Source organism: Acinetobacter sp. ANC 4636 (assembly GCF_054454555.1).
This window is the reverse complement of sequence record NZ_JBTKVD010000002.1, coordinates 313038-333877: the sequence shown is the minus strand read 5'-3', so window position 1 is coordinate 333877 and position 20840 is coordinate 313038. Positions and strand designations below refer to the sequence as shown.

Below are 20840 nucleotides of genomic sequence, written 5' to 3'. Positions count from 1 at the left end.
GTTTGATCTCCCTGATTTTCTGCATCTAAAACAAAAATACCCAGTAGAGTTGAGCAACTGACAGCGCATTTTCGGATGCGCTTTTTTTATGCTTGATTTTAGATATTAATTTTATCTATGTATTAGATAGAAATTTAAGATTATTTTTATAATAAAACCGCTTGTATGATGGTCACCAGATCCATAGCACAGCGCTGATTGTGAACAAACATGCGAGAAACGGCACATGATGAATTCGATTGTTTGGCCAGCAGGCTATCTTCCTGGCGAAACCGATAATTTCTGCTCCAATGAAGTGATTGTTAAAGGGCTAAGCAGCGCAGAGGTGTGGCCGTATCTGGTGAATGCTTATGAGTGGCCAAGCTACTACGCCAATTGTTCCGATGTCAAACTACCTGAAGGCGCAGTACAACTACAAGCAGACATGGTCTTTTTCCTTAAAACCTTTGGCTTTCCTGTCGATGCCCAAGTGCTGGAACTGGTTGCACCGCAAGCAGGCGAGCCTGCACGTATTGCATGGCATGGCTGGGTGGGCGAAGTCGGTACAACCCAACGTTTGGACGTGTATCACGCATGGCTCGTTGAAGACTTAGATGGTGGTCGGGTGCGTATCTTGACTCAAGAAACTCAACTGGGGCAGCCTGCAAAAGAGTTAGCTCAAGCCAAACCGAATCCGATGATCAATGGGCATCAGGACTGGCTAGAGGGCTTGGTAGCTGCTGCCCTTCAGGCAAAAGATGGCTAATGTCTCTCATAGATTGGTGACTTTGCCATATATGGGGAAATTCTTGAATTTTTCAGACAAATACATGATTTAGATTTGAAATTTAGGCGATTTTATCGCGATTTAGAGGTTAGCATGACGGCATTATTTACTCCCTTTCAACTTAAAGATGTGACGCTACGTAACCGTATTGCTGTCCCTCCGATGTGTCAGTACAGCGCTGTCGAGGGCAAGGTCACCGACTGGCATCTGGCACATTACATCAGTATGGCACGCGGCGGCGCAGGTCTGGTGATTGTTGAAGCGACAGGTGTGTCTCCTGAGGGACGAATTACCCCAGCCTGTTTGGGTTTATGGAGCGATGAGCACATTGATGGTTTGGCACAGATTGCTCAGGCGATTAAAGCCGCAGGGGCAGTGCCAGGCATTCAGATTGCGCATGCAGGGCGTAAAGCCAGCGCCAACCGTCCTTGGGAAGGTGATGACCATATTGCTGCCGATGACCCACGTGGTTGGCAGCCGATTGGTGCATCGGCGATTGCCTATGGTGAAAACTTGCCACGTGTACCAGAGGAAATGAGCCTTGCCGATATTCAACGGGTTCAGGCCGATTTTGCTGCTGCTGCGCGCCGTGCAAAGCAGGCAGGTTTTGAATGGTTAGAACTACATTTTGCGCATGGTTATTTAGCACAAAGCTTTTTTTCCAAGCATAGCAACCTGCGCCAAGATCAGTATGGTGGTGACTTTGCAGGGCGAAGCCGCTTTTTGCGTGAAACTTTTGCAGCGGTACGTGCAGTTTGGCCAGAACATTTACCATTGACCGCGCGTTTTGGCGTGATTGAGTACGATGGCAATGACGAAGAAACCTTGAGCGAGTCAATTGAATTGGTCAAACAGTTGCGTACTGATGGGCTGGATTTACTCAATGTCAGTGTCAATTTTAATATCCCTGAAGCCCGAGTGCCATGGGCAGAACCTGCATTTTTAGCCCCAGTTTCTGAGCGTGTACGCCGTGAAGCCAACTTGCCTGTGGCTGCTTCATGGGGGTTGGACAAACCTGAACTAGCCAACCGTTTAGTGGAACAGCAGCAAATGGATTTGGTGATGATCGGGCGTGCCTTCTTGGCAAATCCGCACTATCCGCTGCAAGCTGCCAAAGCGTTGCAACTGGAAAAACCGACGTGGGTGTTACCTGCACCGTATGCACACTGGTTAGAGCGTTATTAATCGTAAAGTGATACTCACGGAAAAAGTCAGCCTTGTATTAATGCCAGTCAGCTAAACCGTTGACTGGCAATTTTTAGATTTAAGCTGCTACGCCTTGCACTTCGGTTGAAATATATTTCAATCTTGCTCAGGTTCGACCTGAGAAGCATCGCTTCGCAAAGCTTAGGGGATGAATGGCATAGCCATGCAAGGGCAACCCACTTGTGTGGCTATGCTGCTCATTGCAAACATCGGTCAGATGTCATTATCTTTTTAATGTATTGAAAAACAGTATATTAAAGGTGTAGTCCTGACCTAAAACATACAACTGACATGTCTGCATAGTCTCTTATTTTTAGAAATTTTATATCTTGGATACAGGCTCATCTGAATACAGTTTTTCTTAAAAAGTCAGCCTTGTGCTGACTTTTTTCATGTTGTGACCAGCGGAGTGTAGAGCACACAATTTTGTGCAAAATGTTCTTCATTCTGGCAGATTTCTAACATCAGTTGACGCAACCAGCGGTGGCGTGGGTCATGTTCGGTACGTTCATGCCATAGTGCAATTTTACTAAAACTCGGAATCTCCAGTGGCGGTGGCACAATCGCCAAATCCTGACGTTTACAGACCAGACGTTTGGGTACAGTTGCCACAAGGTCGCTATTTTGTAAAATCTCAGGCAGCAGTAGAAAACTCGATGCCGACAGCGTGACACGGCGTTGTCGGCCCAGTTGTTGCAATTGTTGATCGGTAATCCCTGAAAAACTGCCTTGAAAGGAGACCAAGGCATGATCCAACTCACAAAAATGATCTAAGGTTAGGGGCTGTTGCAACGCTGGATGTCCCAAACGCATCACGCTGACATAACATTCATCAAACAGATGCAGATAATGCAAGTCATTGCCACAGCTATGCTCAAAAGTAGACAGCGCCAAATCAATTTCACCCTGTTCCAAGCGCTGTGCTTCTTTATCGGTTGAAGGTAACAAAGCGATTTGCACATGCGGTGCTCGTTGTTTGAGTGCTGCCAAAAATGGCACTAAAATCACCTGATGGGCATAGTCCGTAGCGGCGATCCGTACCGTAAATTCAGCTGTGGCAGGGTTAAACTCTAGCGGTTGTAATAGCAGGTCAATCTGCCCCAGAATCTGCTTGATCGGGCAGATCAGCTCCAAAGCGCGTGGCGTAGGCACAATGCCACGCTGTGAACGGACAAATAATGGATCATCAAAACTGTCACGTAAGCGTGCCAAAATGCTGCTCATGGCAGGCTGGGTAATAAATAGGCGTTCTGCGGCGCGGGTCACGCTACGTTCTTCCAGTAAAATATCCATGGCCTTAAGCAGGTTAAAGTCAAGATGACGCAAGTTTTTGACCATCATTTTTCCCAATTTGGCAGATTGGGCAATCTGGTGCTGATTGCCCAAGTGTTGCTCTGGCAACAGTAATTCAACATGGCGCTGCCTAATCAACAGCAACTAAAAATAAAATTTAAACAAAATCAATTGATTAAAGTTGGCACAACATCTGCAAGAGTCATGTCAAACCGATATAATTAGGATTATGACATGACCAGTTTAACTGCATTACAACAAGATTTATCGCTCGGTACCGATTATGAGGTATTGGCACAGCGCTTTCGCCCGATTTTTCAGAAAATCGCCGAAACTGCCTTGCAACGCGAGCAACAACGAGAACTGCCGTATGAACCGATTCAATGGTTAAAACAGGCAGGTTTTGGCGCAGTACGTGTGCCTGTAGAGTATGGCGGTGCAGGCGCTTCAGTACCCCAATTGTTCCAACTGCTGATCGAACTGGCAAGTGCAGACTCGAATGTACCACAGGCCTTGCGCGGGCATTTTGCCTTTGTCGAAGATCGCCTGAATGCGCACCGTGACCACAGCCAAGCCCACTGGTTTGAGCGTTTTGTGGCGGGTGAACTGGTCGGTAACGCATGGACAGAAGTGGGTGATGTCAAAATTGGCGAAGTGATTACCCGTTTATATCAGGATGAATCTGGACGCTGGACAGTCAGCGGCAAAAAATACTACACCACGGGCAGTATTTTTGCGGACTGGTTCGACCTGTTTGCCCAGATTGATGCCACCAAGCAAAACGTGATTGCGGCGGTGCGCACCTCGCATCCGAATGTCAAAATCGAAGATGACTGGGATGGCTTTGGTCAGCGCACTACAGGTAGTGGCACAGCGACTTTGCATGAGGTCGAGGTTGATCCAGAAAATATTATTGATTTCGATAGCCGCTTTAAGTACCAAACTGCGTTTTATCAACTGGTCTTGCTCAGTGTCTTGGCAGGCACAGCCCATGCCGCAGTTACCGAGTTTAGCCGTCAGGTGAAGGCACGTACCCGTGTCTTTAGTCATGGCAATGCTGATCGGGTCGATCAGGATGCGCAAGTATTGCAAGTGATTGGGCTCGCATCGGCACAAGCCTATGCCGCAGAAGCTACTGCCATTCGTGCCGCAGAAGCTGCACAGCGTGCTTATGAAGCGCACTTTGCCCATGCCGATCAGCGTGAGGCTTTGGAGCAACATGCAAATATTGCCGCCGAACTGGAGTCAGCACAAGCGCAGGTGGCAATTGCACCACTGGTACTGCAACTGACCAGTGATCTGTTTAACGCACTGGGGGCCTCAGCCACCAGTAGCCAAAAAAGTCTGGATCGCTTCTGGCGCAATGCCCGCACCGCAGCATCGCATAACCCACTGATTTTTAAACAACGTATTATCGGGGATTATGCTGTCAATGGCACAGAACCTATCTATGTCTGGCAGATTGGTGGGGGCAGTAAACAGCAATAAACGGTGTGACAGGATCAGTCATTTGGCTGATCCTGTTTTAGTCACTGGAATTAAAAAATGCCGATTCGGTAAAAACCGACTGAAGCATTTAAAAATGAATCAGGAGGATGGAGTCTTCGCATTTTGACTCCTGTTTTAGAATTCACTTGCGATGTCTTACGCTTCGATTGGGTTCAGGTTTGACCTGAGAGACATCGCTTCGTAAGGCTTTCGAGATAAGCAGCATCGCTGCACAAGGGCAACCCACTTGCGCAGCGCATTGCAAAACTTGCTCAAGATCATCTTTTACTAAAAATCTAAAAATAGCATCTTAAAAATATGGGTCTGGCTTAAACCATTGCAGATGATATTTTCATTTCTCCAATTTTTGAAAATATCCCGATTTTACTCAGCTTAACTATAAAAACTTGGCTGAGGAAACTCGGCATTGAGCGCCCATTCTCCCAGTTCCTTGATTTTATAATCCACAGGGTCATGTAGCGTTTGCGTGCGCACATTACGCCAGAAACGGTCGAGACGTAGCGCTGCCTGAGTGGCACGTGCGCCTGTCACTTCAAACATACGATTGCTAATATCCAGACTGACACGGCTTGCCGCCACTTTCGCGGTAGCAACCGCAATCGCCACTTGTCCACGTTGCTCGGTGGTCAGGGCTTCACCAATCTGCCATGCGTGCTGTAACTGTAAAATCGCTTGCTGGTTTAACGCACGCACCGACTCCAGTTGTAACCAGAACTCGCCATAATGTCGCAAGATATACGGGTCTTGGTCAGCGCGTTCCACCCCAGACAAAAACCATGCTCGGCTTTGCGCTTGGGTGTATTGTTTGGCTTCGGCAAAAGCCCCTTCGGCAACGCCCAAAAACATATTGACAAAAGTCAGCTGGGCAATCAAAGGGCGCAGGCAGGCAAATGGTGTACTGAGTGGGCCGGGTTCGAGTAGTAGCTCATGTTGCTCAACGCGTACATGACGAAAAGTAGCACTGCCGCTGTCAGTTTGGCGTTGCCCCATATTGTCCCAGTCATGATGCAGTTCAATCCCTTCGCGTGCCGTTGGAATCGCAGCAAGCAACAGTTTTCCTGTGCCCTGATCAATCCCCGATGCCACCAGCATGTCGGAATCAATTGCACCTGAGCAGAAGCTTTTTTGCCCTGAAAATAAATAGATCCCGTCCTGTTGATGTACTACGGTACGTTGATCTAGCGGGTTTAGGGTATTGCCCCAAAACAGTTGCTGGCTTGCGGTCTGTTGAAACCAGTTTTGCCATTGTTCAGCGCGGGCAAATAGTCGCACCGTTGCCAGCAATAAATGATGAAAACCAAAGACATGTGCTAGTGAGTTATCCACCTGTGCCAAAATTCGCACGCTGTTCATGACATCGAACCAGTTACCATCTAATCCGCCCAAATTTTTCGGAATCGACAGTGCCAGCAAGCCGCTTTCACGAATCAGTTGGCGCTGTGGTAACGGTGAGCCGCCGTCGCGGTCACGTTGCACCGCCGTTTCCGCAAAAGCATCGGCAAGGTGTTGAGTTTGTTGTTGTATTTCAGGGTTAAGTAGCGTAGAAAAATCGGGCAGGTTGATCGACATGATTTAATTCCATATAGCCAAGCAGGGCATCCGTGTGATTGCTTACCATAAAGGGCTTAGGGCGAGCAGGCAAGTTGCTTTTTTAAGCAATGCACTGACTTGGTTGGGTCAATAGTAAGAGTACTGGGTATTACAAAGAGCATGCCAAATAAAAATAAATTAATTTTCAATAGCTTATATTTTTAGCGATTAGAAGGTAGTGTTGCTTGGACAACAGTTGCTGTGACCATGTTGTTAATGCAACAGATACGTTATCTGTAAAAAGAATAAAGATTCAAAAAATTATGATTGGATGTAATTTATCTGCCTCACTTAAAGTAAGGCTTTGATTGTCCAGTGCCTATTTGGAGTTACCATGCCTGTTGTCAAACATCCTCATTCCCGTGAATTGCTGCACTCTGTGCGGGCAAGTGCGATGGTGTTTGAAGATCCGCAGTCACAACAATTGCTAGATTATGTCCAGACGATTGCACCGAGTCAGGCGACTGTGCTGATTATGGGAGAAACAGGCACAGGTAAGGAGTTGATTGCACGGCAGATTCATGAGCTGAGTGACCGCCGTGATCAGGCTTTTATTGCGGTGAATTGTGGAGCATTTTCGGAAAGTCTGGTGGAAAGCGAGCTGTTCGGACATGAAAAAGGCGCATTTACAGGCGCACATGAAGCGCGTACAGGCTGGTTTGAAGCGGCGCATGGCGGCACGATTTTTCTGGATGAAATTGGTGATTTGTCCTTAGCCATACAGGTCAAGTTACTGCGCGTGCTGCAAGAAAATCAGGTGGTGCGTTTGGGTTCACGGCAAACCCGACAGGTCAATTTGCGCGTAATTGCCGCGACCAATGTCGATCTGCAACAGGCTGTGGCTGCGGGTAAGTTCCGTGAAGATTTGTACTATCGGCTGAATGTTGCCAGTGTACAGCTGAAGCCACTACGCCAGCGTCGGGGCGATATTTTGCCTTTGGCACAGCATTTTATTCAGGACTATTGTCAGCAACTTAACTATGCACCTGCGCAGTTAAGTCAGGCAGCACAGAAAGTGTTACTGACGTATGCATGGCCTGGCAATATTCGTGAACTGGAAAATGCCATTCATCGGGCGTTGTTGGTGTGTCGGCAGGCATTGATTCAGCCTGAAGATTTACAACTGAGTGGTTGCCCACAAGCATCGGGACTGGTCAGCCATTTGCCAACCACATCCACCTTGCAGCAAGTTCTATTGCACTGGTTTGAACAGGGGCTGGACAATCTGGATGAGCAGCTCGAAGCCGAGATTACCCAAGCCGCCTATACTTATTGTCATCAAAACCAGATGCATACCGCGCAGTTATTGGGCATCAGCCGTAATATTGTTCGGGCACGCCTGCTCAAACATGGTTTGCTCAAACCGAGTGAGCGCCGCCGTGAACAGCAACGAAAAAGCCTGCCGAGCGTTGCTGCGCGGATGTATTCATGACACTGCACAGCAATCGACTTGAGCCTAAATGATACATGCCTGACTAATGCGCTGAATTTGTGCTTCACTTAACCCCAACTGATCCCACTGGTTCATTTGACTGGTGAGCCAGGCAAAATCGGACAGTTTTGGTGCTGCCGAATGGGTCACATAGTTCTGAATAATATGCACAATGGCATGATAACGCTTGACGTGGGTGTCGGGTGAACAAGGGAACTGTATGATTTCATAGTGAATCAGCATTTGCCACAGTTCGGCAAAATTTTGCAGTTGCTGAATGTCTTGCTGTGCCAAACGTAACGCAGTACCCAACGCCAGTAAGGTTTCAGGGTGGCGCTTTGCCCATTCTTCGGTGACCGCCAGAACCTTGTCAGCAACGTCAGGCACAATATCCAGCCCAGATGCAACAATCTGGCTTTTACCCAAGATTTCACCTTGAGTATTCCACGGTTCACCCACACAAAAACCGTCAATCAGACCCGTAGAGATTGCCTCGACCATGTAGGGTGGTGGCAGGGTCAGTAATTTAATTTCCTTGGCAACATTGCTGTCGGCAAGCGCCAGCCATTCACGTAAACAATAATGATGCAGTGAGTGCCCAAACACTTGCGCCAGACGAATCTGACGTTCGGGTAAGATGGTGGCCAGTTTATGCGCGGTCTGGCTGGCAGAGTCCTGAGCGTTGATGCCCAGTTCATAGCACAGCTTCTGGCTCAGGCTGATGAATGTTGCATTTTGACTGAGAACCAGCGAGGTTTTAAAAGGAATTCCGACCTGATCAGTGCCTGCCTGTGATGCAGGCAACATAGCTGACAGGCAGTGCGCGGCATCTAAAATACCAAATGCCAGTCGGTCACGCAGACTCGCCCACGAAGCTTCCCTGACCAGTGTGACCTCAAGTCCAACCTGCTCAAAAAAACCTTTGTGTTTGGCCCAAAGTATGGCAACCGCATCCAGTAAAGGAATGTAGCCGATGTGCAGATGAGTTTTTTCGATCTTCATGCCGTTAATCCTTAAAAGTCTGGTTGAGCAGTTGCTGTGCTTGAATTAGCTGGCGGGCCAGATCACCCATGGAAATACGGGCATTCATGGCATTTTTACGCAGCAGGCGAAAGGCTTCTTCTTCGGTGAGCTGTTGCAGTTGCATCATCATGTTTTTGGCTTTTTCAATGTCTTTACGATCAGCCAGACGCAGCTTGGTTTCTTTCAGGTCGCTTTCAAGTTGCTGATGTTTTTTATATTGTTCAATCGCAATTTCCAGCACCGTGTCGAGACGTGCGGGGTCAACCCCATCGACAATATAGGCCGTGACGCCTGCCTGAATGGCATGCTTAATCGTGTCACGATTATTGTTTTTGGTAAACAGTACCGTCGGCAAATTACAGTGATTGACAAAAGCTTCGATAATGTCGCGCTGCGGGTGATCCATGTCCAGCAAAATCACATCGGCATACAATGCTTGTAAATCTTGCGGCTGAATGTCTTTAATCAGTAGGCATGCCACTACCTCAAAATCATGTTCGGTCAGGCAGTGCTGCAAATAGCTTGCACGAAATTCATCATCGTCGATCAAGGCGATTTTGAGTTTGGATGTCGACATAGTGGCTAGCTCAAAGGTTGGCTTGACGGGGTAGTGGGCAATTTGATCATGTCAAAGCAAAATCGATGCCATACGACTTGATCTTGCCATGTATTTTGCATCGAATACGACGCTAAAATTTCGGGATTTGATTGCCTAAAAGTACAAGATATAACGAAAAATGCTAATAAAACAAAATAATAAATAGAACACGAGCCAGTGTGATGATGCTGTGCAACTTCACCACTTGCGCCTAGATTTAGTGCGTTTTTGTGGTGCAGTGCACAAAGTGTGCAAAAAAAGCACATACAAGCAGTCCATCATAAAAACATAAATGGATCTTTATCTATTCAAAAACAAGCTGTTTAAAGAGTTGGCATGAGATTTGCTAAGATCTAGGGCATAGATCAAAGATGATCGCCTTTATACCCAATATAACGGCCAACGATGTCCGTTCTGATGAATTCTGCTGACTGCATGGGGTGCATTCGGTGGAGACGTAATTAACGTATCAGTACGCGAGGATTGGTCATGTCGACAAATTTCGAGGCGAAAGCCGCCACTAAAATCAGTTTATTCAATTTTTCTCTACCTGCCATGCGCGCTTTTCACATGAGCTGGCTGGCATTTTTCGTGTGTTTCTTTGCTTGGTTTGCCTGCGCGCCCCTCATGCCCGTGATTTCTGGCGAATTCCATCTCACCAAAGACCAGATTGCCAACATTAATATTGCCGCAGTGGCGATTACCATTCTGGTTCGCCTGATTGTTGGCCCACTGTGCGACAAATATGGCCCACGTAAAACCTACACCACCTTGCTCATTCTCGGCAGCTTACCTGTATTTGGGGTGGCTACCGCGAACAGCTATGAATCGTTTTTATTCTTCCGTTTGCTGATTGGCGCGATTGGCGCAAGTTTCGTGATTACCCAGTACCACACCAGCATTATGTTTGCACCGAACGTGGTAGGAACAGCCAATGCTGCCGCAGCAGGCTGGGGCAATGCAGGTGGCGGTGCAACTCAAGCCTTAATGCCACTGTTGTTGTCTGCCATTGTGATGTATGGCGTTGAGCAAAGCATGGGCTGGCGTATTGCCTTACTGGTTCCAGGGGTAATGATGCTGATCGTCGGTGCTTTGTACTGGAAATTTACTCAAGACTGCCCGATGGGCGATTTTAAAGCGCTACGTGAACAAGGCGTTGAAGTTGGAAGTGCCAAAAAAGGCGGCTGGGCGATTATTAAAGAAGCATCTCGAAACTACCGCGTCTGGATTCTGTTTATCAGCTATGCAGCATGCTTCGGTATCGAAATTTTCATGCATAACGTAGTGACCATGTACTACGTGCAAAAATTCAATTTTGGCTTAAAAGAAGCAGGTATGGCAGCCGGTATTTTTGGTTTGCTGGCGTTATTTGCCCGTGCATTCGGCGGCATTATTTCAGACAGAGTGGCACTAAAACGTGGTCTGGATGGACGTACCGAAATTCTGTTCTTCATGATCTTGGGAGAAGGTCTGTTCCTGATGCTGTTCTCGCAAATGAATGCGCCTGTGATGGCGATCCTGAGCATGACTTTATTTGGTTTATTTACACATATGGCTTGTGGTGCAACTTATGCGCTTGTGCCATTCATTGACCGTAAAGCCTTAGGTGGTGTGGCAGGGATTATTGGCGCAGGCGGTAACGTGGGTGCTGTTGCAGCAGGCTTTATCTTCAAAAGCATGCCTGACTTACAAACCTGCTTAATGAGCCTTGGCATTATGGTGGTGGTGATTGGTTGTGTGGTGTTGTTCATCCGCTTCTCACCTGAACACAAAGCCCGTGAAAAACAACTGTTTGAACAAGCCCTGCTTGAACGTCAAGAAGAAGCTGCTTAATCCAACCCGACAAAAATCACTTTAAAGGACGCCGATGATGAAACTCGTTATGATTGGTCATGGAATGGTTGGACACAAATTTATTGAAAGTGTCTTAGAACATAACAATGATGACCTCGAAATCACCATTATTGCCGAAGAACCGCGTTTAGCTTACGACCGCGTACATTTGACCGAATACTTTTCTGGACGCAGTGCCAAAGATTTATCTCTTGCCCGCGCCGACTTTGCCGATGCTTATGGCATAGATTTACACCTGAATACCAAAGCCATTGCCATAGACCGTCATCACCAGACTGTGACCACGGCAACAGGACAAGTCATTGCTTATGACAAACTGGTTTTAGCCACAGGATCGTACGCTTTTGTCCCGCCGATTCCGGGCAATCAGCGCGAAAACTGTTTTGTGTACCGCACCATTGAAGACCTAGATGCCATTCGTGCAGCCAGTCTGAATGCAACTTCAGGAGTGGTGATTGGTGGTGGTCTACTTGGTTTAGAAGCAGCCAAAGCGCTGCGTGACCTAAACCTACAAACTCATGTGGTGGAGTTTGCCCCACGTCTGATGGCAGTACAAATTGATGATTTAGGCGGCAAAGTGCTGCGCCGTAAAATCGAAAATCTGGGCGTGCAAGTGCATACGCAAAAAGCCACCCAAGCGATTGAAGATGGTGAACATGCTTTCCATGTGATGAAATTTGCCGATGGTTCACAGTTTGAGACCGACATCGTGTTGTTCTCGGCAGGGATTCGCCCACGCGATGAACTGGCGCGCAGCAGCGACTTGGCTGTTGGTGAGCGCGGCGGCATCGTGATTAACGACTACTGCCAAACTTCGGACGAAAACATTTACGCGATTGGTGAATGTGCACTGTGGAATAACAAAGTCTTTGGTCTGGTTGCACCCGGCTATGACATGGCACGTATTGCCGCCAAACATCTGCAACAACAAGACACCCCGATCTTTGCGGGTGCGGACATGAGCACCAAGCTGAAACTGATGGGTGTCGATGTGGCATCGGTCGGTGATGCCCATGCCATGACCCCAAATGCAGTTAGCTATTTCTATGCCGATGAAGACGCACTGGTCTATAAAAAACTGGTGGTTGACCAAGCCAAAAGCAAGGTTTTGGGTGCGGTGCTGGTCGGCGATGCCACCGAATACAGTGAACTGCTACAAATGATGCTCAACGCTTTGCCACTACCTGAACAGCCTGAAAGCCTGATCATGCCGGGCTTTAGCCAAGGGGCAGCCAAAACAGGTGGCAGTGGGGTAGATTTGCTGCCAGACACCGCCACCATTTGTTCGTGTAACAATGTCTCAAAAGCCGATCTGTGCCAAGCCATTGGTGATGGTGCAACTTCGCTCGGCGCACTGAAAAAATGCACCAAAGCCGCAACGGCATGTGGTGGCTGTGCGCCACTGGTCACACAGGTGCTCAAAGCCGAATTACAACGCCAAGGCGTCACGGTCAACAACCATCTTTGTGAGCATTTCGCTTACTCGCGCCAAGAGTTGTATCACTTGGTGCGTGTACATGAAATCAAAAGCTTTGATGACCTGATTCATCAGTTCGGGCAAGGTCTGGGCTGTGATATTTGTAAGCCAACCACGGCCAATATTTTAGCATCTTGCTGGAATGACTTTGTGCTCAAGCCAAGTCATGCAGGCTTGCAAGACAGCAACGACTACTACTTGGGCAACATCCAGAAAGATGGTTCTTACTCGGTTGTGCCGCGGATGGCAGGCGGGGAAGTGACGCCAGATGGTTTGATCGCTGTCGGGCAGATTGCCAAAAAATATAACCTCTACACCAAAATCACGGGCGGTCAGCGCGTGGATATGTTCGGGGCACAGTTGCATGAATTACCGTTGATCTGGGAAGAACTCATCGCCGCAGGTTTTGAATCTGGGCATGCTTATGGCAAGTCTTTACGCACGGTGAAATCCTGTGTCGGCAGTACATGGTGCCGTTATGGCGTGGATGACTCGGTTGGTTTGGCGATTCAACTGGAAAATCGCTACAAGGGCTTGCGTTCGCCGCACAAACTGAAAATGGCAGTGTCGGGCTGTACCCGTGAATGTGCCGAAGCACAAGGCAAAGATGTCGGTGTGATTGCCACTGAAAAAGGCTGGAATCTGTATGTCTGCGGCAATGGCGGCATGAAACCTCGCCATGCCGAATTGCTGGCAGCCGATCTCGATACCGAAACTTTAGTGCGTTATATCGATCGTTTCTTCATGTTCTACATCCAGACCGCAGACCGCTTGCAACGCACTAGCGTATGGCGTGACAACCTCGAAGGCGGTCTGGATTATTTGAAAGCGGTGATTGTGGACGATTCACTCAGCTTGGCAGCAGAATTGGAACAGCGCATGGCGCATGTGATTGGGACTTATCAGGACGAATGGCGCACGGCAGTGGAAGAGCCAAGTGTGCGTAAACGTTTCAAAACCTTCATCAATGCCGATGAACAACGCGACCCACACATTCAGTTTACCCCAGAGCGTGGGCAGATTCGCCCATTGAAAGCCGCAGAACGCGAACACGGTCGTATCGCGATGGTTGAAGCACAGGTTTAAGGAGAGCAGAGATGACCAATCAGCAAATGCAAGAGATGGACTGGATTGAAATCTGTGCCCTTGACGACATTACCCCCAATACAGGCATCGGGGCACTGGTTACCAGTCAGCCAATTGCGTTATTTCGCGTCGGTGACGAAGCGCGGGTGTATGCCTTGAGTGCGCGCGATCCGTTTAGTCAGGCCAATGTGATGCCGCGCGGGATTTTGGGCGACATTCAGGGGGAACGCGTGGTGGCATCCCCGATTTATAAACAGCACTTTAGTCTGGCAACAGGGCGTTGCCTTGAAGACAGCGAACAGCATTTGCTGGTCTATCCGAGCAAGGTCGAAGATGGTCGGGTCTGGGTGTGTAGCCAGCCGATGAAAACCTATCTGACCAGTAACGGGCAACAGCAGGAGAAACAGGCTTTGGTGCTGGTGGGTAATGGTCTGGCAGGCATGCGTTGTCTGGAAGATTTGCTGGACATGGCGCCTGATCGTTACGAGATTACCGTGATCGGGGAAGAACCGTGGGGCAACTATAACCGCATCATGCTGTCACCTGTGTTGTCGGGCGAGAAAAAAATCGAAGACATCATGCTGCATACGCCTGCATGGTATGCCGAAAAAAATATCCGTTTTATTGCCGATGATCCTGCCATCAAGATTGACCGCAGCCATAAAACCGTCACTACACAAAAAGGTGAAGTGGTCGCTTATGACCGCCTGATTTTGGCGACAGGCTCGAAGCCGTTTATTCCGCCTGTGGAAGGTAACGATTTAGATGGTGTCTTAACCTTCCGCGACATTTACGATGTCAACCAGATGATTGAATGCAGCCAAAGCCAACGTGATGCCGTGGTGATTGGTGGTGGTCTGCTGGGGCTTGAAGCCGCCTATGGCTTAAAACGCCGTGGCATGAACGTGACCGTATTGCATTTAACCACGCATATTATGGATCGCCAGCTCGATGCCTGTGCCAGTGCCATGCTCAAAGCCAGCATTGAAGCCAAAGGTATTCGGGTGATCACCTCAGCCTTTACCCAGCGTTTGGCGGGTAATGATGTGGGGCAAGTTACCCAAGTCGAACTGCAAGACGGCACGATTATTCCTGCTGATCTGGTGGTGTTTGCCGTGGGCATTCGCCCGAATATTGCCTTGGCACAGCAGGCAGGCTTACGCTGCAACCGTGGTGTGCTGGTAAATGACACCATGCAGACTTTGGATCCGAGTATTTATGCGGTCGGGGAATGTATCGAGCATCGCGGGCAGACCTTTGGTCTGGTGGAGCCACTGTGGGGGCAAGCCTTTATCTGCGCTTCACATCTGGCAGAGCATGGCAGCCTGACCTTTGCCGCGCAGCCCGTACCGACCCAGCTCAAGGTCAGTGGTTGTGATGTGTTCTCGGCAGGCAACTTTGCTCCTGAAGATGCTTTTGAAGAAATCCTGCTGCACGATGACAAACGCCAGATTTATAAACGCATCATCATTCAGGACAACAAGGTCGTGGGTGCCGTGTTGTTTGGCGACACTGAAGACGGCATGTGGTATGCCGAGCTGATTGCAGATCAGACACCGATTCATCCGTTCAGGAACAAACTGCTGTTTGGTAAAGATTTTGCATTAAAACAAGCAGGTTAATGGTTAAAACAAAAGCTTCTTTCATCGTTATTTACACCCTCTTTATTTTTCTCCCATAGGGAGGAGAAATAAAAGGGGTTGATGAAAGAAGCTTATAGAGGTTGAAAATTTGGCGGCGTGGAATACGGTATGAATAGCATTGCAATGGTAGAACAGCCTCAGCACGGTGACACCCAGACCACTTTTAGCACCTGCCCGTATTGTGGTGTGGGCTGCGGGGTGCAGGTTGATGTGACTCAGACTGCACACGGGCAACAGGTGGCGGTGCGAGGGGATGCCCAGCATCCGTCCAATTTTGGGCGTCTGTGCATCAAGGGCAGCCATTTGGCCGATACACTGGGCTTGCAGACCCGTGTGCTTGAGCCGATGCAGGGACGTCAAGCTGCGCGTCGCCGTAGCAGTTGGGATGCTGCCCTAAGTCAGATTGCTGAGCGCTTTCAGGACAGTATCGACCAGTACGGGGCGGACAGTGTTGCCTTTTATGTCTCAGGGCAACTCTTGACGGAAGACTATTATGTGGTCAACAAATTCGTCAAAGGCTACTTGGGCACTGCCAATATCGACACCAACTCGCGCCTGTGTATGTCCTCTGCTGTGGCAGCACACAAACGCAGTTTTGGCGAAGATCTTGTACCTGCCAGCTATGTTGATTTTGAGCAGACCAAAATGGTGGTGCTGGTCGGCTCCAATACCGCATGGTGTCACCCTGTGCTGTATCAGCGCATCATGCAAGCCAAAGCCGAACGTGATCTGTTTGTGGTGGTGATCGACCCGCGCTTTACCGCGACCTGTGAGCAGGCAGATTTGCACCTGCCGATTTTACCGGGGCAAGATGTCAGCCTGTTTAATGGCTTATTGCAGTATCTGCATCAACATGGTTATACCGACCACAGTTTTGTCGAACGCTATACTGATAATCTTGAGGCGGCTTTAGCAGCCAGTCAGGGCGAGTCGGATTTAGCCGAACTGGCGCAGCGCACAGGCATCCAACTGGATAAGTTACAGCTGTTTTTTGAAAAATTTGCACAAACTTCACAGGTCATGAGCCTGTTCTCCATGGGTGTGAACCAGTCCTCGCAAGGGGTGAACAAAGCCAATGCGATCATTAACTGTCATTTGCTGACAGGGAAAATCGGGCGCACAGGCGCAGCGCCATTTTCCATGACAGGGCAGCCGAATGCCATGGGCGGACGTGAAGTCGGCGGGCTAGCGAATATGTTGGCGGCGCATCTAGATCTGGATGCACCTGAGCATCAGCAACTGGTACAACAGTTCTGGCAAAGCCCGAAAATTGCCACCAAGGCAGGCTTAAAAGCCGTGGATTTGTTTGAAGCAGTGGAGCAGGGCAAAATTAAAGCCCTGTGGATTATGGCGACCAACCCTGTGGTCAGTCTGCCAAATGCCGATCAGGTCAAACGCGCCCTGGAAAAATGCGAATTTGTGGTGGTGTCGGATATTTGTCAAGACACTGACACCACGCAATATGCCGACATTTTATTGCCTGCTTTGGGTTGGGGTGAGAAAGATGGCACGGTCACCAACTCGGAGCGCCGTATTTCACGCCAGCGGGCGTTTTTGCCTGCCCCTGCACAAAGCAAAGCCGACTGGTGGGCAGTGGCAGAAGTGGCACAGAAAATGGGTTTTTCAGGCTTCGATTTTCAGTCTTCACATGAAATTTTCCTTGAACATGCTCAGCTTTCTGCCTACCAAAACAGTGACTTGGTAGGACGTGAGCAGTGCAGTACCTTCCGCTACTTTAACTTGGCTGGGCTGAGTGAACTCAGCGCTGAAGATTATCAGCAACTGCAACCGACGCAGTGGCCAGTGTGGAAGCAGCCACAACCACGCGAGCGCTTATTTGGACAGGGGCAGTTTAGCTTTGCATCGGGTAAAGCCAAATTTGTCGCAACCGCACCCGTTGCTCCTGTCCATCCGACCAGCAGTGATTATCCACTGATTCTAAATACAGGGCGGATTCGTGATCAGTGGCACACCATGACCCGTACAGGCTTGGCGCCTGCATTGGCGAGTCACCGTGCCGAAGCCTTTTGTGAAATTCACCCGCAAGATGCCCTGAAATACGGGATTGCCGAGCAGGGTCTGGTGGAAGTGTTTTCAGCTTGGGGCAAGTGCGTGCTGCGGGCGCAGTTCTCGCAAGGCGTGCGCCGTGGGCAGATTTTTGCACCGATTCACTGGACAGAACAATTTGCCTCCGATGCGCGGATTGGCAAGGTGGTCAACCCTGTGGTGGATGCGATTTCGGGTGAACCTGAGTTTAAACATACCCCGGTCATGGTGCAGCCATTTCATAGTCGCTGGCAGGGCGTGTGTTTTATTCGTGAGGAATATCACGCACAGGTGCGCGAGGCGATTCAGTCAGTGAGCTGGTGGAACAAGGTCACTACGCCGTATGCGGCCCAGTATGAACTGGCAGGACGCCAAAGTTTTAATGACATTACCAGTAACATCAAGGCATTACTGGCTTTTGATGATGACAGTCTGGAATGGCTGGATCTCAAAGACCAGAGCCAGCATTTATGTCATATCGTGGTGCTCAAAGACAACCGTCTTGTGGCGTGTTTGTACATTGCCGACAAAGCCTTTTTGCCCGATCGGGCATGGATTGCCAGCCTGTTTAAACGTGAGCGTTTGAGCGCCACGCACCGTAAAGCCTTGCTGGCCGCAGCACCGATGAATGCTGGCAACAGTGATGGGCCGCTGGTGTGTAGCTGTTTTAAAGTCGGTAAAAACCGCATTCTTGAGGCGATCAAAACCCAGAATATCACCCATGAGAAACAGGTGACTGCCTGCTTAAAAGCAGGTGGCAATTGTGGTTCATGCCTGCCTGAAATTCGTGGCTTAATTAAATCCTGCCAACAGGAGCTTGCCCATGACTGATGCCCCTTATCCCGTGACCGATCTGGTGATTTTAGCGGGCGGACAAGCCCGTCGTATGCAGGGCTTAAACAAGCTGTTGCAGTGTTTTGACAAGCAGATTCAACTGTTAAAAATCTCGCAGCATTTTCGTGGCAAGGTACAGCAGCAATGGATTAACAGCAACCGCGACCATCGCATTTATCAGCATGTGGTGCCGAGTATTCACAGCTTTCAGGATGATAAATCGGGCTTTTTAGGGCCACTTATGGGGCTGAAAAGTGCATGGCGGCATGTGTCGGCAGACTATGTACTGTTTGTGCCCTGCGATGTGACCTATCTGCCCAAAGCGGTACTTAGAAAACTGCATCAAAGTTTGCAGCAGCACCCTGAAGCCGAGGTAGCGTATGTGGAAATCAATGGTGCGGCACTGTATCCATTTTGTCTGTTGAAACGCAGCAGTTTACCAATTTTGAACGCCCAGATTGAGCAAGGCGAATTGAGCCTGAAAAGATGCTTCAAATTGATGCAGGCGCAAGCGGTGAAGTTCCGCAAACATGCACTGATTTTTCACAGTATTAATTCATTCGACGAATTACAACAATATAAACAGTTGAATGTGTTGATTTAGTGCAATGTTGGAATATTTCTTGCATCAATACAGATCATAAAAGATGCGTTGGGCTTTGCCTGATTTGTCCATCTTCCTTTTTTAAACGCTAGGAGTGATCCGTGCATGATGCAGCCTGCCAGTTCGTGGATTGACCAGTTTGGTCGCCAAAAACGTAAACTGAGAATTTCAGTGACTGATCGCTGCAATTTCAAGTGTCTGTATTGCATGCCTGAGCATCCCGAATGGATGGACAAACACAGCCTACTCAGTTTTGAAGACTTGTATGCTTTTTGCCAGTTTATGGTGAAGCGTGGCATCGACAGTCTGCGCATTACGGGCGGCGAACCGCTGATGCGTCAGGGCGTGGTGCATTTTATTGAACAGTTACAATCCTTGCGCGCACTGGGCTTAAAACGCATTGCTATGACCAGTAATGGGCACTATTTACCCAAATATGCACAAGCACTCAAACAGGCGGGTCTGGACGATCTGAATATCAGTCTGGACAGTCTCGACCCACAGCTTTTTCAGCAACTCACCCAGCGCGAGCTGCAACCTGTTTTGGCGGGGGTTGCTGCGGCACAGCAGGCAGGCTTGTCAATCAAGATCAACACCGTGCTGATGCAGGGCATCAACGATTCACAAATCTTGCCGCTGGTGGCTTGGGCCAAACAGCAACAACTACCGTTACGTTTTATTGAATATATGCCACTGGATGGCGATGCACAGTGGCAACGTCAGCAAGTGGTAACCGAGCAGCAGATTTTGCAACAGCTTGCAGCACATTATCAGATTGAGGCTTTGCCACAGGATCATTCACCTGCACGCATCTACCGTTTAGACCAAACCTACGATGTGGGAATTATTTCCACCATTAGCCACGCCTTTTGTGGGCAATGTGACCGTATCCGCCTGACTGCTCAGGGCGAGTTATTTAACTGTCTGTTTGCACCGCAAGGCATTGCGCTGAAGTCTGAGATTGAGGCGTTGGCAGATGATTCCGATACGGCGCGTGAGCAGTTACAGCAGCGCATCGGATCGTATATTTGGCACAAGAAATCAGGTTTTCATGCCATTCATGCTCAAGCGCATGCCCCCCGAAAAATCAGTATGCATATGCTAGGAGGCTAACATGCAAAAAATTTCCGTACAGATTGAAGGTTTTGGCGCAGTGACGCGCTGGCTGCCGAGCGAAGTTCAGCTTGAGTTTGATGCACCTGTACAGATTGCAGCAGTGCTTGAACAACTCGGTCAGCAGCATCCGCAGGCACAAACCGCAATTCAGCAATGTGCCTGTGCCATTGGCGACAGTTTGGTGTCACGTCAGGATGTGCTAAATACAGGCTGTACCTTGGTGTTGTTGTCACCTGTGGCGGGAGGATAAATATGGATTTTGCCCGAATTCAGAATCAGGATTTAAGCCTCGACTGTTTTGCCCCGATTGCAGATTTTCCAGCGTGTGGCGGGATTGGCAGTTTTATTGGTGTGGTCCGCAATCACCATGCAGGGCGTGCGGTTGATGCGCTGTGTTATAGCGCTTATGCGCCTTTAGCGGAAAAAATGATTCGGCAAATTGAACAGGAAGTGCAAGCCAAATATGCCGTTCACTATGTGCGCGTGGTACATCGGGTTGGCAAACTCGGTATTGGTGGCACGGCGATTATTGCGCTGGCTTATGCCGAGCATCGCCGTGAAGCATTTGCCGCCTGTGAAGAAGCCGTAGAGCGGGTCAAGCATGAAGTGCCTGTCTGGAAAGAAGAATTTTATAGCGATGGCACAAGTCAGTTCGTGACGGGCTGCTGTATTCGTAAAGACTATAGTGCCGAGGAGCATGGGCATTCAGATCATTCGCATGCACATACACATAGTCACGCCCATTCCCAGCATTAACCCAATT

General features: G+C 49.0%; 16 protein-coding genes. 12 read left to right on the top strand and 4 right to left on the bottom strand.

The window, feature by feature from the left end:
* Positions 1–226: 226 nt before the first annotated feature.
* Together ACX1N5_RS03710 and ACX1N5_RS03705 are read left to right on the top strand one after the other, a co-directional pair.
* On the top strand, positions 227–745 hold the full coding sequence (locus ACX1N5_RS03710) for an SRPBCC family protein (RefSeq protein ID WP_458799437.1): 519 nt from the start codon (positions 227–229) through the stop codon (positions 743–745).
* A 114-nt stretch (positions 746–859) separates the two neighbouring features.
* Positions 860–1951 (top strand): NADH:flavin oxidoreductase/NADH oxidase, encoded by a 1092-nt coding sequence (locus ACX1N5_RS03705; protein WP_458799439.1) that lies wholly within the window; start codon positions 860–862, stop codon positions 1949–1951.
* Positions 1952–2362: 411 nt separating this feature from the next.
* On the opposite strand, the gene ACX1N5_RS03700 is transcribed toward ACX1N5_RS03705, so the two are convergent.
* On the bottom strand, positions 2363–3373 hold the full coding sequence (locus ACX1N5_RS03700) for a LysR family transcriptional regulator (RefSeq protein WP_458799441.1): 1011 nt from the start codon (positions 3371–3373) through the stop codon (positions 2363–2365).
* 126 nt (positions 3374–3499) lie between these two features.
* Here ACX1N5_RS03700 and ACX1N5_RS03695 point away from each other — a divergent pair, with 126 nt between their 5' ends.
* Complete coding sequence (locus ACX1N5_RS03695; protein WP_458799443.1) at positions 3500–4753, top strand: acyl-CoA dehydrogenase family protein; 1254 nt, start codon at positions 3500–3502, stop codon at positions 4751–4753.
* A 393-nt stretch (positions 4754–5146) separates the two neighbouring features.
* On the opposite strand, the gene ACX1N5_RS03690 is transcribed toward ACX1N5_RS03695, so the two are convergent.
* On the bottom strand, positions 5147–6343 hold the full coding sequence (locus ACX1N5_RS03690) for an acyl-CoA dehydrogenase family protein (RefSeq protein WP_458799445.1): 1197 nt from the start codon (positions 6341–6343) through the stop codon (positions 5147–5149).
* A 355-nt stretch (positions 6344–6698) separates the two neighbouring features.
* On the opposite strand from ACX1N5_RS03690, the gene ACX1N5_RS03685 reads away from it, so the two are divergent.
* Positions 6699–7796: a sigma-54 interaction domain-containing protein gene (locus ACX1N5_RS03685; protein ID WP_458799447.1), complete on the top strand. Its 1098-nt coding sequence runs from the start codon at positions 6699–6701 to the stop codon at positions 7794–7796.
* Positions 7797–7820: 24 nt separating this feature from the next.
* Here ACX1N5_RS03685 and ACX1N5_RS03680 read toward each other — a convergent pair whose 3' ends face one another.
* The gene (locus ACX1N5_RS03680) at positions 7821–8798 is read right to left on the bottom strand and encodes an ABC transporter substrate-binding protein (protein WP_458799449.1); all 978 of its coding nucleotides are present in this window, start codon (positions 8796–8798) and stop codon (positions 7821–7823) included.
* A 4-nt stretch (positions 8799–8802) separates the two neighbouring features.
* Complete coding sequence (locus ACX1N5_RS03675) at positions 8803–9396, bottom strand: ANTAR domain-containing response regulator (protein WP_034426382.1); 594 nt, start codon at positions 9394–9396, stop codon at positions 8803–8805.
* Positions 9397–9906: 510 nt separating this feature from the next.
* On the opposite strand from ACX1N5_RS03675, the gene ACX1N5_RS03670 reads away from it, so the two are divergent.
* From ACX1N5_RS03670 to ACX1N5_RS03635, 8 genes are all read left to right on the top strand, one after another.
* A complete protein-coding gene (locus ACX1N5_RS03670; protein ID WP_458799451.1) occupies positions 9907–11250 on the top strand; it encodes an MFS transporter in 1344 nt (447 codons plus the stop codon).
* Between the two features lie 37 nt (positions 11251–11287).
* Positions 11288–13834, top strand: a complete 2547-nt coding sequence (gene nirB / locus ACX1N5_RS03665; protein WP_458799848.1) for a nitrite reductase large subunit NirB — start codon at positions 11288–11290, stop codon at positions 13832–13834.
* A gap of 11 nt (positions 13835–13845) precedes the next feature.
* Positions 13846–15456: a nitrite reductase small subunit NirD gene (gene nirD, locus ACX1N5_RS03660; RefSeq protein WP_458799453.1), complete on the top strand. Its 1611-nt coding sequence runs from the start codon at positions 13846–13848 to the stop codon at positions 15454–15456.
* Positions 15457–15585: 129 nt separating this feature from the next.
* Complete coding sequence (locus ACX1N5_RS03655) at positions 15586–18354, top strand: molybdopterin-dependent oxidoreductase (RefSeq protein WP_458799455.1); 2769 nt, start codon at positions 15586–15588, stop codon at positions 18352–18354.
* Complete coding sequence (gene mobA / locus ACX1N5_RS03650; RefSeq protein ID WP_458799457.1) at positions 18347–18961, top strand: molybdenum cofactor guanylyltransferase; 615 nt, start codon at positions 18347–18349, stop codon at positions 18959–18961. Before ACX1N5_RS03655 ends, mobA begins: the two co-directional genes overlap by 8 nt.
* A gap of 105 nt (positions 18962–19066) precedes the next feature.
* Positions 19067–20074, top strand: coding sequence for a GTP 3',8-cyclase MoaA (gene moaA / locus ACX1N5_RS03645; protein WP_458799459.1), 1008 nt, complete (start codon positions 19067–19069; stop codon positions 20072–20074).
* A gap of 1 nt (position 20075) precedes the next feature.
* Complete coding sequence (locus ACX1N5_RS03640) at positions 20076–20327, top strand: MoaD/ThiS family protein (protein ID WP_458799461.1); 252 nt, start codon at positions 20076–20078, stop codon at positions 20325–20327.
* Positions 20328–20329: 2 nt separating this feature from the next.
* Entirely contained in the window at positions 20330–20833 is a 504-nt protein-coding gene (locus tag ACX1N5_RS03635) for a molybdenum cofactor biosynthesis protein MoaE (RefSeq protein WP_458799463.1), read from the top strand.
* Positions 20834–20840 lie beyond the last annotated feature (7 nt).